The organism is Methyloceanibacter sp. (genome assembly GCF_041573655.1).
In the GTDB taxonomy this organism is placed as follows: Bacteria; Pseudomonadota; Alphaproteobacteria; order Rhizobiales; family Methyloligellaceae; genus Methyloceanibacter.
The window spans coordinates 1-13,904 of record NZ_JBFFQD010000049.1 but is presented as its reverse complement, the minus strand read 5'-3'; the positions used below and the strand labels follow the sequence as shown (position 1 = coordinate 13,904).

16 protein-coding genes are annotated in these 13,904 nt (G+C 62.5%); 15 read left to right on the top strand and 1 reads right to left on the bottom strand.

Annotation, left to right across the window (positions count from 1 at the left end; translation table 11 throughout):
- Positions 1-43 precede the first annotated feature (43 nt).
- Positions 44-1,138: an extensin family protein gene (locus ABY454_RS10360; RefSeq protein ID WP_372930436.1), complete on the bottom strand. Its 1,095-nt coding sequence runs from the start codon at positions 1,136-1,138 to the stop codon at positions 44-46.
- A 104-nt stretch (positions 1,139-1,242) separates the two neighbouring features.
- Here ABY454_RS10360 and ABY454_RS10355 point away from each other — a divergent pair, with 104 nt between their 5' ends.
- The 15 genes from ABY454_RS10355 to ABY454_RS10285 form a co-directional block, all read left to right on the top strand.
- Positions 1,243-2,313 (top strand): enoyl-CoA hydratase/isomerase family protein, encoded by a 1,071-nt coding sequence (locus ABY454_RS10355; RefSeq protein WP_372930434.1) that lies wholly within the window; start codon positions 1,243-1,245, stop codon positions 2,311-2,313.
- Between the two features lie 146 nt (positions 2,314-2,459).
- On the top strand, positions 2,460-2,972 hold the full coding sequence (gene ldtR, locus ABY454_RS10350) for a transcriptional regulator LdtR (protein WP_372930432.1): 513 nt from the start codon (positions 2,460-2,462) through the stop codon (positions 2,970-2,972).
- Between the two features lie 360 nt (positions 2,973-3,332).
- Positions 3,333-4,709 carry a murein L,D-transpeptidase gene (locus ABY454_RS10345; RefSeq protein WP_372930430.1) on the top strand — a complete coding sequence of 459 codons (1,377 nt, stop codon included), beginning with the start codon at positions 3,333-3,335 and terminating at the stop codon, positions 4,707-4,709.
- A gap of 173 nt (positions 4,710-4,882) precedes the next feature.
- Positions 4,883-5,200: an ArsR/SmtB family transcription factor gene (locus ABY454_RS10340; protein WP_372930429.1), complete on the top strand. Its 318-nt coding sequence runs from the start codon at positions 4,883-4,885 to the stop codon at positions 5,198-5,200.
- A 45-nt stretch (positions 5,201-5,245) separates the two neighbouring features.
- Positions 5,246-5,482: a rhodanese-like domain-containing protein gene (locus tag ABY454_RS10335; RefSeq protein WP_372930427.1), complete on the top strand. Its 237-nt coding sequence runs from the start codon at positions 5,246-5,248 to the stop codon at positions 5,480-5,482.
- 54 nt (positions 5,483-5,536) lie between these two features.
- Positions 5,537-5,764, top strand: coding sequence for a DUF2892 domain-containing protein (locus ABY454_RS10330; protein WP_372930426.1), 228 nt, complete (start codon positions 5,537-5,539; stop codon positions 5,762-5,764).
- A 248-nt stretch (positions 5,765-6,012) separates the two neighbouring features.
- Positions 6,013-7,320 (top strand): serine hydroxymethyltransferase, encoded by a 1,308-nt coding sequence (gene glyA / locus ABY454_RS10325; RefSeq protein ID WP_372930424.1) that lies wholly within the window; start codon positions 6,013-6,015, stop codon positions 7,318-7,320.
- 40 nt (positions 7,321-7,360) lie between these two features.
- Complete coding sequence (nrdR, locus tag ABY454_RS10320) at positions 7,361-7,864, top strand: transcriptional regulator NrdR (RefSeq protein WP_372930423.1); 504 nt, start codon at positions 7,361-7,363, stop codon at positions 7,862-7,864.
- Between the two features lie 15 nt (positions 7,865-7,879).
- On the top strand, positions 7,880-9,031 hold the full coding sequence (ribD, locus tag ABY454_RS10315; RefSeq protein WP_372930422.1) for a bifunctional diaminohydroxyphosphoribosylaminopyrimidine deaminase/5-amino-6-(5-phosphoribosylamino)uracil reductase RibD: 1,152 nt from the start codon (positions 7,880-7,882) through the stop codon (positions 9,029-9,031).
- Positions 9,004-9,630: a riboflavin synthase gene (locus tag ABY454_RS10310; protein ID WP_372930421.1), complete on the top strand. Its 627-nt coding sequence runs from the start codon at positions 9,004-9,006 to the stop codon at positions 9,628-9,630. Before ribD ends, ABY454_RS10310 begins: the two co-directional genes overlap by 28 nt.
- Entirely contained in the window at positions 9,627-10,766 is a 1,140-nt protein-coding gene (ribB, locus tag ABY454_RS10305) for a 3,4-dihydroxy-2-butanone-4-phosphate synthase (protein WP_372930419.1), read from the top strand. Before ABY454_RS10310 ends, ribB begins: the two co-directional genes overlap by 4 nt.
- Positions 10,763-11,233, top strand: coding sequence for a 6,7-dimethyl-8-ribityllumazine synthase (ribH, locus tag ABY454_RS10300; protein WP_372930418.1), 471 nt, complete (start codon positions 10,763-10,765; stop codon positions 11,231-11,233). Before ribB ends, ribH begins: the two co-directional genes overlap by 4 nt.
- 5 nt (positions 11,234-11,238) lie before the next feature.
- A complete protein-coding gene (gene nusB, locus ABY454_RS10295) occupies positions 11,239-11,721 on the top strand; it encodes a transcription antitermination factor NusB (protein WP_372930416.1) in 483 nt (160 codons plus the stop codon).
- A 6-nt stretch (positions 11,722-11,727) separates the two neighbouring features.
- Entirely contained in the window at positions 11,728-12,747 is a 1,020-nt protein-coding gene (gene thiL, locus ABY454_RS10290) for a thiamine-phosphate kinase (RefSeq protein WP_372930414.1), read from the top strand.
- A 200-nt stretch (positions 12,748-12,947) separates the two neighbouring features.
- Positions 12,948-13,904: sodium/proton-translocating pyrophosphatase (locus tag ABY454_RS10285; protein ID WP_372930412.1), on the top strand; the 957-nt coding region annotated here is incomplete at its 3' end.

Sequence of the window (13,904 nt, the reverse complement as noted above, 5' to 3'; positions counted from 1 at the left end):
CTTGCCAACATGGTTTTCCGGGCTTTCCCGGCCCTTTCCGGTGTCATTCGCAAATCGTCACGTAGCGACGTATTTTCATGTCGACATGAAAATGGTTCGCATGGGCCGCATTGGCGTTGGGTCCGAGGACGGTGTTGAACGTCTTGCAGCCGTCGGCGTGGATGGCCCGCAAGAACTCCGACGCATCGCGGAGCTCCGGACCTAGAGGCGGCGAGGCTTCAGGCGGGGGCGTGAAGGCCGCATCGGGGTCGGACTTGACTGGGGTCAGCGCCGGCGTCACCTCGCGGTCGGGATTGGGCTCCGGCGGCGGCGGGGGCTGAACGATGCGCGGCCAGCCCTTGAGCACGGTGATCTTCTTGCCCGAGGCGAGCTCGAACCCGGAAATGTCGAGCGCGTTGGCGAACGCATGCTCGCTGATCTTGGTGTTGGCCGCGTTGTAGCGGTTCCGGCACTTGTAGGAGGAGATGTTGCGGATCTTGACGACGGGGCTGCCGAAGGTGTCGAGCGCGGCAGGCTGCACCTGATCGTTGAACCAGGTGTCCAGCGCGGCGGCGAGAGCGCACTGGACCGTGGCCGGCGGCTCGATCGCCACGGGCAGATCCGCACCGATCGACTTCACCAGGATCGGCGCCGGCGTGCCGCACGCGCCCCGTCTGATCGGCTGCAATCGTTCATAGTCGATGGTCAGGCCCTCGAGCGCCTTGTCGCAAGCCTCGCGCGCGGCGATGACTTTCACGTCGTTCCAAGCCGCCGTCGGGCGGTCGCCGGGAGGCGGCTTTCTGGGCGGCAAGGGCGGCGGCCCAGCCGGTGGTCTCTCTGCCGTTTCGGTCTCTGCTTCGGGCGTTACGCCATCAGGCGCGGCGTCCTCAGCCATGATGTCCGTAGAAGCATCGCTTTCGGTCGTCTTAGGCTCAGGTATTTTTGCGGGGGCGGAAATGGCGGCTGGAGCGGGCGCGGCCTGGTTTTGTACCGGATCCTCGGCTGCGGGTCTTCGGGCCGGCTGGGGCGTCTCGTCTACCGCTGCCGCCGGTAGCGGCCGCCTCTCAGGGATCGTAAGGATGACCTCCTGAGCGCTGGCGGGTGCCGCGGCGCCAAGAAGACAGGCCGAAATGAGCCAAACGCGGGGCTTACGGATCATCGATGACTGCCTTAGCGTCTTCGCCAGCGCTTGAGGTTTGGGCCACGGGATGCTAGCTGCCGCGAGTTTCCCCCAGACAGGATATGAATCAAGGATTATCGCGTTTGTCCGAAGCACTTGGCATCACGTTCAAAGAGCATGACCGGGCCGGGGTTGTCACCTTGGACCGCCCTGGCAGGTTGAACGCGTTGACACACGAAATGTTCGCGGCCCTCAGCGAAAACTACCAGCGCTGGGCCCCGGCCCCGAATATCTATGGGGTCGTGATGCAGTCGACCCATCCCACCGTGTTCTGTAGCGGCGGTGATTTGAAGGTCCTGAGCGCGTTGAACGAGAAAGACGCGATCGGGACCATCCGCGAATTCTACCGCGCGGCCTACAGCCATGTTTGGGTTCTGGAGAAATTCATCCGGCCGAACGTGCCCCTGATCAATGGGCTCGTTTACGGCGGCGGCGTGGGCATCAGCCTATTGGGGACCCACTGCGTGGCAGCGGAGGGCTACCGCTTTGCCATGCCCCAAGTGGGCATCGGCTTTCTGCCAGACATTGGCGGCACCTATTTTCTACCGCGCCTCATGGGCTGGATGGGATCCTATCTCGCGCTGACTGGCGCAACCATTGGCCCGGCCGACGCGCACCGTTTGCGTCTTGTTAGCCATTACATCCCGTCGGCGCAGTTCGACGTCATCAAGACGGCGCTTGCCGACAACCATCCGATCGACCGGCTTCTCGACGGCCTGCATCGCGATCCGGGCGAAGGCGAGTTGGTGCAGCAGACGCCGGCCATCAATCGCATCTTCTCGGCGGACTCCGTCGAGGAGATTATGCGCCGGCTCGATGCCGAAGACGGCGAGGACGCGGATTGGGCGAGGCAGACCGCCGCCGAGCTTCGCAAGAAGTCGCCGACCTCGCTGAAGATCGCCTTCAAGCAAATGCAGGTGGGCAAGTCGCTCAGCTTGAACGAGGCCCTGAAGCTCGAGTTCCGGTTGGCCTCGCATCTTGCCGGCACGCACGACTTCCGCGAAGGGATCGATGCGCGCATTAACGGCAAGGGCCGGGAGCCTCAATGGCAGCCGGCGCGGCTTGAAGATGTCAGCGATGCGGAGATCGATCGGCTGTTTTCGACACCAATTGATGGTGAACTAAAACTTATCGAGCCGAACTGCATTTCATAAGAATCCGCGCAGACACAACAACATCAACGAAAATTAATACTAGAATTTCATGCACTTTTAAGCGTCCCGCTTAAGCTCATCTTAGCAGCCCACGCCTATAGTCCTCATCAAGTTGGGGATAAACAACAACGTAACGAGGGTAGGCGATGAATAATGTAGCCCTAAACATAGGGACGCATGTGAGCACCGATGGGGCGGAAGACCTCAAGGGGCATTATCTTGTTTCTCTCAAGCTTGTCGAACGGCTTCACCGTTTGCTGCTTGATGTCATCAAGGATGAGTTCGAGCGCGTCGGCCGCGGCGATGTGAACAGCGTGCAGGCTCTGCTGCTGTACAACATCGGCGATGCCGAACTGACCGCTGGCGAGCTGACCAGCCGCGGTTACTATCTCGGCTCGAACGTATCCTACAATCTCAAGAAGCTGGTCGATGCGGGATACATCCATCACCAGCGTTCGACCACCGACCGCCGCTCCGTGCGGGTGAGCCTCACTGAAAAGGGCAAAGAGGTTTCCAAGGTTATCGATGGCCTGTACCAGCGTCAGCTGCGCTCCTTGGAGCAGGTTGGCGGCGTCGACGCCGACGACCTTGAGACGCTCAACAAGGCCCTGATCCGGCTCGAGCGCTTCTGGACGGACCAGATCCGCTACCAGCTGTAAGCCTTCACGATCTTCTGAAGATCAAAAAGCGCCCCGGTGGACCCATGTCTCCACTGGGGCGTTTTTGCGTCCGGGCGAGGGCGCTGGACAGCCCAAATTCGCCCCAATTCTCGGGCATTCTTCGCATTATGAGAGCTGCTGCCGTTGAGGACCACGCAGCGTCGGCCCTTTGAGGGAAAGCATTCCGAAGGTGACGTGCCGCGCAGGTAAACCGGCGGCTGACCTGAACCCTCCTAAGGCTCAGTCTTGGTTAAATATTTGGTGAGACCAAGCTGACATCAATGGGCTCTAAACGAGTAGTGCGGCGGCCCCAAAGCGCTTATAGTTAAGCCAGTTAGGGCCGCAACGACGGGGAGCGGCATGCCGAAATCAACGGACATCATCAGGTACGGCTCTGCGATTGCGGCTGCGGGTCTCGCGGTGGCAGTCCTGGTCGCGACGGTTCAGCCGTCCGGTGCCGGTCCGTTCAACATCTTCAAGAACAAGAATAGCAACAGCCAGCAAGCGCCTCAGGCCAATTCCGGCGGCGGTGGCGGAGGCGGTTTGTTCGGTGGGCTATTCGGTGGCGGGCGCTCCCGGAGCCCCGGACACGAGTCCCACAAATCGGAACTGCCCCGCAACGATCCCGAAGTTGCGATGATCGTCAATCCGGGCCTCGGTAGTCCGACGGCGGCCAGGCAGAACATCGCGGCGACCAAGGCCGCCATCAAGAAATACAAAGCGATCGTCGCGCAAGGCGGTTGGCCAACAGTTCCCGCCAAGGCCATGAAGCCCGGCTCGCGCGGACAGGAGATCGTCGCGCTGCACCGCCGGCTTGAGATCGGTGGCGATTTGGTCGGCATGAGCACGCCGGACAGGTACGACGCGGCCGTCGTCGCGGCGGTGAAGCGGTTCCAGGTGCGCCATGGCTTGCCGCCGACGGGCGTCATCGACTCCAAAGCAACAATTCGCGCGCTGAACGTTCCGGCATCCGTGCGCTTGGCGCAGCTGCAAGGCAGTCTGAAGCGGTTGCAGAAGCTCGCGCCGCGGACCGGCAGCCGCTACGTGCTCGTGAATATTCCCGCAGCACAGGTCGAGGCTGTCGAAGGTGGCCGGGTCGCACAGCGGCATGCCGCTGTCGTCGGCAAGATCGAACGCCCGACGCCGGAGCTGTCCAGCAAGATCAACCAGGTGAAGTTCAACCCGTATTGGTACGTGCCGCGCAGCATCATCCATAAGGACCTTGTGCCGAAGGGGCGTCAGTTCGCGCAACGCGGTCAGGACATGCTTGCCGCGTACCACATGGAGGCCTTCGACCGGCAGGGCAATCAACTCGATCCCCGCCAGATCAACTGGTTCGGCGAAGAGGTCTACAGCTACAACTTCCGTCAGCGGCCTTGGGAGGAGAACTCGCTCGGCTTCGTCAAGATCGACTTCCCGAACAAGGACGCGGTCTACCTGCACGATACGCCGCTGAAGGGGCTGTTCGGCAAGGCGGTACGCTTCGAAAGTTCAGGATGCGTGCGCGTGCACAATGTCGACAAGTTGGTCGCTTGGACGTTGCGCGGCAATCCGCAATGGAACCTGTCACAGGTTCAGGCCATGAAGCACAATAGGCAGCAGGTGAACGTGCCCACGAAACGGATCCCCGTCCATCTTGCCTATATCAGCGCCTGGGCGACGCCCGATGGGCGGGTGCACTTCCGCCCTGACATCTACAGTCACGACACCTCAGGCGCCTACGCTTCGGCCTACTAGGCTCCCGCCACAAGAAACACCAGCAAGCTTCAAAGAGCTTATCCGGCGACAGCCTGGATGGGCTTCTAGCGTCCGCGCATGCCGCGGCGGGCTCTGCCAAAAGCCGCTCTCCGTTGACTAACGTATTAGAAGACCCTAAATTAGTATAAGCTAATAGACAAAGGGTCAAGAGCATGCCGCGTGCGCCCGACGATCTCGCGACATTCGAAGCCAACGCCACCATGGTCGCCACCATGTTACGGGCGCTCGCCAACGAGCGCCGTCTGATGGTGCTGTGCAAGCTGGTGGAGTGGGGCGAGGGAAGCGTCGGTGCGTTGGCCGAGGCGATCGGTCTGTCTCAATCGGCAACTTCCCAGCATCTCGCCAAGATGCGCGACGAGGGGCTCGTCGCGTTCCGCCGTGAGGGACAGACGCTTTGGTACCGCATTGCCGAGCCGCGTATCGAACTCCTGCTCGCCTACCTCCACAAGCTCTATTGCAGCGACGATTGAGCCGCGCAGGCTGATCGCAACAACAACACCCCTATGGAGCGTCCGATGAGCCTTCCCAGCATTTCCCCGCAAGACGCCAAGAAACTGATCGATCAAGGCGCGACACTCGTCGACATCCGTGGTGCGGACGAACGCGCACGCGAACACATCCCGGGCTCGCAGCACGGACCGCTGGGCCCGGCGACGAACTTCGCGGGCGTGAAGGGTCCGATCGTCTTCCACTGCCGATCAGGCATGCGGACGGCCAACAATGCGGGGCGCTTGAAGGACGTCGCACAATGAGAGGCCTATAGCCTCACAGGCGGCATTGAAGCCTGGAAGAAGGCAGGGCTCCCGGTGGTTGCGGACAAGAGTCCGCCCATCGAGATTAACCGCCAGGTCATGATCGGCGCTGGCACTCTCGTACTCCTGTTCGTCCTGCTCGGTGCGTTCGCCGCGCCCGGCTTCTACGTGCTCGCCGGTTTCGTCGGCGCAGGATTGGTGTTCGGCGGCGCAACGGGCTGGCGCGGCATGGCAAAGCTTCTCCAAGTCATGCCCTGGAATCGGACACCGGCTGGAGCCTGACGCGGATAGCCGGGGCCGGGCCGTCTTTCGGCCTCTAAGGTGGCGTAACAAGCGCAAAGACTGTTGGGTTCCTGGCATACGGCCTCTAGGCTGACCCACGCCGGTCTACGGTTGGGGCGTTGCTGGCGCGTCCGCGCGACATGTGGTAGAGCCAGCCAAACGTGCCAAGGAAGCGCGTCGTTTTAGGAGAAAACCGCCGGCCTCACGCCAGGCCAGGCGGGATTGTTGATATCGAGGAGCAGTTCGCCATGACGGCCAGTGATATTCAGCGCGCAGCGGCGCGCGAAAGCGCCTTTTTCACCAAGCATCTGGAAGAGGCCGATCCCGAAGTCTGGGACGCCATCGAGCTTGAGCGCGGTCGGCAGCAGAACGAAATCGAGCTGATCGCCTCGGAGAACATCGTGTCCCGGGCAGTGATCGATGCGGTGGGCACGGTCCTTACAAATAAGTATGCCGAAGGCTATCCGGGCCGCCGGTATTACGGCGGTTGCCAATACGTCGACGTGGTCGAGCAGCTCGCCATCGATCGCGCCAAGCGCTTGTTCGATTGCAACTACGCCAACGTGCAGACGCACTCGGGCTCGCAGGCAAACCAGGCGGTCATGCTAGCGCTTATAAAGCCGGGCGATACGGTTCTTGGCATGAGCCTCGCCGCCGGTGGTCACTTGACCCACGGCGCGCCCCCGAACCTGTCCGGCAAGTGGTTCAACGCCGTGCAGTATGGCGTGACACAGAACACCAACCTCATCGACTATGACGAGGTTGAGCGTCTGGCCAACGAACATAAGCCCGCGCTCATCATCGCTGGCGGTTCAGCCTATCCCCGCCAGATCGACTTCAAGCGCTTCCGCGAGATCGCCGATGCGGTCGGCGCCTATCTTCTGGTCGACATGGCGCACTTCGCCGGTCTCGTCGCGGCTGGCCTGCATCCGAGCCCGCTGCCATACGCCGACGTCTGCACCACCACCACGCATAAGACGCTGCGCGGCCCGCGCTCGGGCATGGTGGTTTCCAACAACGAGGACATCGGCAAGAAGATCAATTCGGCGGTGTTCCCGGGCCTGCAAGGCGGTCCTCTGATGCACGTGATCGCCGGCAAGGCCGTCGCCTTCGGCGAGGCGCTGCAGCCGTCCTTCAAGCTTTACGCCCAGTCAGTCATCGACAACGCCAAGGCCCTCGGCGAGACACTGGTAAACGGCGGGCTCGCGCTCGTCTCCGGCGGCACCGACACGCATCTGATACTGGTGGACCTGCGGCCGAAGAAGCTGACGGGAAAGGCTGCTGAGATTGCTCTCGGCCGCGCACACATCACCTGCAATAAGAACGGCGTCCCGTTCGATCCCGAGAAGCCGATGGTGACCTCAGGCATCCGCCTTGGTTCGCCGGCTGGCACGACGCGTGGCTTCGGTGTCCCGGAATTCATCTCCGTCGGCGGAATGATCCTCGAAGTGCTCGACGGTCTCGCCGCCAACGGCGATGAAGGCAATAGTGCTGTCGAGGAATCCGTAAAGCAGCGCGCGATCGAGCTCTGCGATCGTCATCCGATCTACGAGTAAGCCTCTCGTGTGACGAGTGAACTAGGGGAGGCGGTCGCCCATGCGGTGCCCGTATTGCGGCAGCACCAACACGCAAGTGAAGGATTCTCGCCCAAGCGAGGACCACACCACAATCAGGCGCCGCCGCATCTGCTCCGATTGCGGCGGTCGCTTCACCACTTTCGAGCGCGTGCAGCTTCGCGAACTCACCGTGATCAAGCGAAGCGGTCGGCGCATTCCCTTCGACCGCGACAAGCTGATGCGTTCGGTACAGATCGCGTTGCGCAAACGGCCCGTTGAGCCCGAGCGCACCGAACACATGGTCAGCGGGATCGTCCGCCGTCTTGAGAACATGGGCGAAAGTGACATCCGCTCGCAGACCGTTGGGCGCTTGGTGATGGAAGCGTTGAAGGGCCTCGACGACGTGGCCTATGTGCGCTTCGCATCCGTCTACAAGAATTTTCGTGAGGCCAAGGATTTCGAGAACCTCCTCGGCGAGCTTGCCGGGACCGAAGGTGAGGACGCCGATGTCGACATCGACGAACCCACGGCCGAAGACGATTAGGCAGGCTGTCAACGCATGAGCCCGCAGGACCACCATCAGCCGCAAGACGAGTACCGCATGGCGCAAGCGCTGCGGCTTGCGTCACGCGGTCTGGGGCTTGCCTGGCCGAACCCGGCCGTCGGCGCGGTTGTGGTGACGCCATCGGGCGAAATCGCAGGACGCGGCTGGACGGCGCCGGGCGGACGGCCCCATGCCGAAGCCATTGCGCTGAACCATGCCGGCGCCAAAGCAGAAGGCAGTACGGTCTACGTGACACTGGAGCCGTGCGCGCATGAAAGCGTGCGAGGCATGGCGTGCACGGACGCGCTGCTCGAGGCGAAGCCAAAGCACATTGTAATCGGCTTGCGCGATCCCGATCCGCGCACCGCAGGGGCCGGTATCGAGCGCTTGCGCGCGGCCGGCATCGAGGTCACCGAAGGGGTTCTGCCTGAGGAGGTCGCGCGCGTGACGCTGGGCCATTTGATGCGCGTCGCCGAAGGCCGGCCGGCCGTGACACTAAAACTTGCCGTTGGCGCCGACGGGCTCGTGCCGGAGGGTGATGGAAAGCCTGTCTGGGTGACGGGTCCGGAAGCGCGCGCCCATGCGCATCTCTTGCGCGCCCGTCACGACGTCATTCTTGTCGGCCGTGGCACCGTGGTCACCGACAACCCGGCACTCACCTGTCGTCTGCCGGGCATGGCGTGGCGCTCGCCGATCCGCGCCGTACTCGACGGCCGCTTGCGCACGCCGCCGGACGCAACGCTCTTCGACGACATTATGGTGCCGGTCTGGCTTCTCTGTGCCGCCGGGGTGGACCAGCCGAATGCCGAACTGCTGCACGACCGCGGCGCGGAAATCGTGCCGGTCCCCGTGGACAATCACGGGCGCATCGATGTGCAGGATGCGCTGGAGACGCTCTCCCATCGCGGCATCACCAGCATCCTGGTCGAGGGCGGACCATCCGTGGCGCGCGCCTTTCTCGATGCGGATATGGTAGACGAGGTTGTCGTCTATCAGGGCCGAGGCCAAGCAGGCAGCGATGGGCTGACGCCGTTTGCCGGCGATGGCCTTGATCGCCTGGCGGCAAGCGGCCATTTCACACTCTCTGCCACGCGTACGTTCGGACCGGACCGGATGACGTCGTGGCGCCGGGTCAGGTCATGTTCACAGGCATTGTCAGCGGCGTAGGTACGCTCTTTTCGCGGAAGGGAGCCACATACACCATCGCGTGCCCATTCAAGCGTAAGAGCTTGGAGGAGGGTGCATCCATCGCCTTCGACGGTTGCTGCCTGACCTTGGTCGACATCGACAAGGGTAAAGACAAGGGCGCCGTCGTTACGGTCGACGTGTCGAATGAAACCATGGCCCACACGACCCTTGGGGCTTGGGACGTTGGCCAGGCGATCAATCTGGAACGCGCGCTGGCGCTTGGCGAGGAACTCGGCGGGCATATCGTTACCGGTCACGTCGACGGGCGGGCCAAAGTGGTCTCGCGCTACCCCGACGGCGACTGCGTACGCTTCCTTTTGCAGGCGCCGAGCGATATCGGCCGCTTCATCGCGCCCAAAGGCTCCGTCGCCCTAAACGGCGTGTCGTTTACGGTTAACGAGGTGGATGGTCAGCGCTTTGGCATCAATGTCATTCCTTACACTTTGACGCACACGACGTGGGGAGACCGGCAGCCCGGCGATCTGGTAAACATTGAAGCCGACCTCCTCGCGCGCTACGCAGCGCGCCTGGCGCAAGCCGAAGACAGTTCGACGCAACCCAAAGACAAAAAGTCATGACGGCCGTAACCAAGGCATCCGACCGCGCCTCGTACCACCAATATCTCTCTCCCATCGAAGAGGTGGTGGAGGACGCGCGCAACGGCCGGATGTTCATTCTGGTTGATGCGGAGGAGCGCGAGAACGAAGGCGATCTCGTGATCCCTGCGCAAATGGCGACCCCCGATGCCATCAACTTCATGGCCAAGCATGGCCGCGGGCTCATTTGTCTTGCGCTGACCTCAGAGCGCACCAATCAACTTCGCTTGGAGTTGATGTCGCGCTCGAACCGGTCGCGCCATTCGACCGCCTTCACCGTGTCGATCGAGGCCCGCGAGGGAATTTCCACCGGCATCTCCGCACACGACCGGTCGCACACCGTCTCCGTCGCCATCGATCCCACCAAGGACTATCGCGACGTCATGACCCCGGGCCATGTGTTTCCGCTGCTCGCCAAGGATGGCGGGGTTTTGGTCCGGGCAGGGCATACCGAAGCGGCCGTCGATATTGCGCGCCTCGCCGGGCTGAACCCTGCCGGCGTCATCTGCGAGGTCATGAACGACGACGGCACCATGGCGCGGCTGCCCGACCTCGTCAGCTTCGCCCAAGACCATGACTTGAAGATCGCTACCATTGCCGATCTCATCGCCTACCGTCTGCGCTACGACCATCTCGTGAAGCAGGTGGCCAAGACGACGCTGGACAGCGCCATCGGCGGCCCGTTCGATGCGAAGGTCTACGCCACGACCGTCGACCCGGCGGAGCATATCGCGCTCGTCAAAGGCGACGTCTCCTCCGGTGAGCCCGTCCTGGTCCGCGTGCACGCAATGAACACGCTCGACGACCTTCTGGCGTCCGGAGGGAAACGCGAAACGCCGCTCCACAAGGCCATGGACATTATCGGACGTGAAGGACGTGGTGTGATCGTGTTGATCCGGGAGTCACGGCCGAACGCCATATCGGCGCGCCTCAACCAATCGGGCAATGGCCAAAGCAAACCCCGGCTGTTGGAATACGGTATCGGCGCGCAGATCCTGCTCGACCTCGGCGTGCGTGAAATGGTGCTGCTGTCGAATTCGCCGGCCCGCAAGATCGTCGGCCTCGAAGGCTACGGGCTGAAGGTCGCCGGCCAGCGTGGCTTGGAGCCCGGTGCATGACACGCAAAGGTCCCAGCTCGGTTCTCATCATCGAGGCCCGTTTCTACGAAGATATTGCGGATGAGCTCGCCCGCGGCGCGACCGAGGAGTTGCGCGGCAATCAAGTCGAGTATGAGCGCATCTCCGTGCCCGGCGCGCTCGAGATCCCGCTTGCACTCAGCCTTGCGTTGGCCAATGGCTTTGTGGGTCGGGCAGGGCGGCACCGCGCCTGCATCGCGCTCGGTTGTGTCATCCGCGGCAAGACCAGCCATTACGAGATCGTTGCGCGGGAGTCCGCCGCAGGGATCAATCAGCTTGCGTTGGAACATGGCGTGCCGATCGGGTCGGGCATCATCACGTGCGAGAGCAGCGAGCAGGCCTGGGAACGGGCCAGCGTCGACGGGCGCAACAAGGGTGGAGACGCCGCGCGCGCGTGCCTCACCCTGATGCGCCTGGAGCAGCATTTCTCCTTGGCGAGCCGGCGTTAACGGTCATGGCTCAAGGTGCCAAAACATCCAGCCGTGCGTCACTGCGGAGCGCCGCCCGGCTTGCCGCGGTCCAGGCGCTGTATCAGATGGACATGACGGGCATCGACTTGACCGACGTCCTCGCCGAGTTCGAGGCGCACCGCTTGGGCCAGGAACTAGAGGGCGATCAATATCATTCCGCCGAGGCCAAGTTCTTCCGCGACCTGGTCGAAGGCGTCGTGCGTGAGCAGCGCAATCTCGATCCCTTGATCGATCAACAGTTGGCCGAAGGCTGGCGGCTCGGCCGCGTGGACTCCATATTGCGGGCAATCCTGCGCTCCGCCGCCTTTGAACTAACCGACCGCGACGACGTACCGGCGCGTGTGGTCATCAGTGAATATGTCGACATCGCCCACGCCTTTTTTAACGAAGATGAGCCAAAGGTGGTGAACGGCGTTCTAGACCAGCTTGCGCACAAGACGCGACCCAAGGAACTAACACGACAGTGAGCGGCCATGGCCCGCAAGACAAAGCAAGGTGATCCGAAAGGCGAGGGTGAGTTCGATATCATCGCCCGCGTCTTTGCGCCGCTCGCCAAGGACGTGGGGGCGTTCGGCCTGAAGGACGATGCTGCCATCCTCATGGTCACCGAGGGCGAGGAACTCATCGTCACGTGCGACACGCTGGTGGCGGGCGTGCACTTTCTCCCCGACGATCCGGCGGACTCCGTCGGCCACAAGGCGCTTGCTGTCAATATTTCTGACTTAACGGCCAAGGGCGCGCGGGGCTACGCGTATACGCTGTCGCTCACGCTGCCGCCCGATATCTCGATCGACTGGCTCGAAGGTTTTGCGGCCGGGCTTAAAGTGGTCCAAGAGCAAACGGATATCAGCCTGGTCGGCGGCGACACCACCGCTTCACCTGGCCCGGTAACCGTCACCATTACCGCGCTCGGCCAGGCGGCCCATCAGCATGCAGTGATGCGGCTCGGCGCCATGCCCGGCGACCGGCTCTATGTCAGCGGAACGATCGGCGATGCGCATCTCGGCCTTCGCCTCTTGCGCGATCCGGTTCTGGCGAAGAGATGGAGCCTGACAGAGAACGAGGCCGCATATCTTGTCGAGCGCTACCGTCGCCCTGGACCGAACAACGCGCTTGCCACGTTGGTGCGAAACTTCGCGCGGGCCGCCATCGACGTCTCCGACGGCCTTGTCGGGGACATCGAAAAGCTGTGCGCGGTCTCTCATGTGGGCGTGGCTATCGACGCGGGCAACGTGCCGTTCTCCGAAGCGGCGAAGAAGGCGCTTGCGTTTGACCCCACATTGCTCCCGGTTCTCATCACCGCAGGCGACGATTACGAGGTCGTCCTCGCCGTATCGGAGAAATCGGTCGCAGGCTTCGAATCGGAATCAGAGGCCAGCGGGGCGCGATTTACCGCGCTCGGCACCCTCCTTGCCGCCAAGAAGGGTGTCAGCGTGCACGATGAGGCCGGTAAAACCCTCAAGATAAAAGACAAGGGATTCAAGCACTTCTAGGCCGCCGCTCCAGCCCTGCGGCGAAATCGCCGTCGCCGGCGCCCCTCTGTTGCTTCCGGCCCCCAACTTTGGCATTTTCCGCGCGGCTTAAGTCCAATTCTCTGGAGCAACGGGGCCGGCGCGGATACCCATGGTGTCTTGCTTTTTGCGGCCGTGAACCTTCGATTCCAAACCAAGCTTAAATACGGGGACGGTTCGTCATGACCTGGGTTCTCTATCTAATCATTGCTTGCGGGGCGCTTTCGATCGCCTACGGCGTCTGGACGACGAAATCCGTCCTGGCGGCCGACCCGGGTACGGCGCGCATGCAAGAAATTGCGTCCGCCATTCAAGAGGGCGCAAAGGCCTATCTCACTCGGCAGTATCAGGCCATCGCTCTCGTCGGCGTGGCCATTTTCATCGCGCTGTTCTTCTTGCTGGGCCTGCTGCCGGCCATCGGTTTTGCGGTCGGCGCCATTTTGTCGGGCGCGGCCGGCTATATCGGCATGAACGTCTCGGTTCGGGCTAATGTGCGGACCGCGCAGGCCTCGACGAAGAGTCTAGCCGATGGCCTGAGCATTGCGTTCCGCTCCGGCGCCATTACCGGCATGCTGGTCGCAGGGCTCGCACTGCTCGGTGTTTCCATCTACTTCCTCGTGCTGACTAAGGTGCTTGGTTACAGCCCGGCCTCGCGCGTCGTCATCGATGCTCTCGTCGCGCTCGGCTTCGGCGCTTCGCTGATCTCGATCTTCGCCCGTCTCGGCGGCGGCATCTTCACCAAGGGCGCCGACGTGGGCGGCGATCTGGTCGGTAAAGTGGAAGCCGGTATTCCTGAAGACGATCCGCGCAATCCCGCCACCATCGCGGACAATGTGGGCGACAATGTCGGCGACTGTGCCGGCATGGCGGCCGATCTGTTTGAGACCTATGTGGTGACCATCGTCGCCACCATGGTGCTCGCCTCGATCTACTTCGCCGGCGGAGACCGCGTCATGGAGATGATGATCTACCCGATGGCCATCGGCGGCGCCTGCGTCATCACCTCGATCATCGGCACCTATTTCGTACGTCTCGGTTCGAGCAAGTCGATCATGGGTGCGCTGTACAAGGGCGTGATCGCAACCGGCGTCTTGTCTCTCATCCTGCTCTATCCCGTCACAGACTGGCTTGTCGGCATG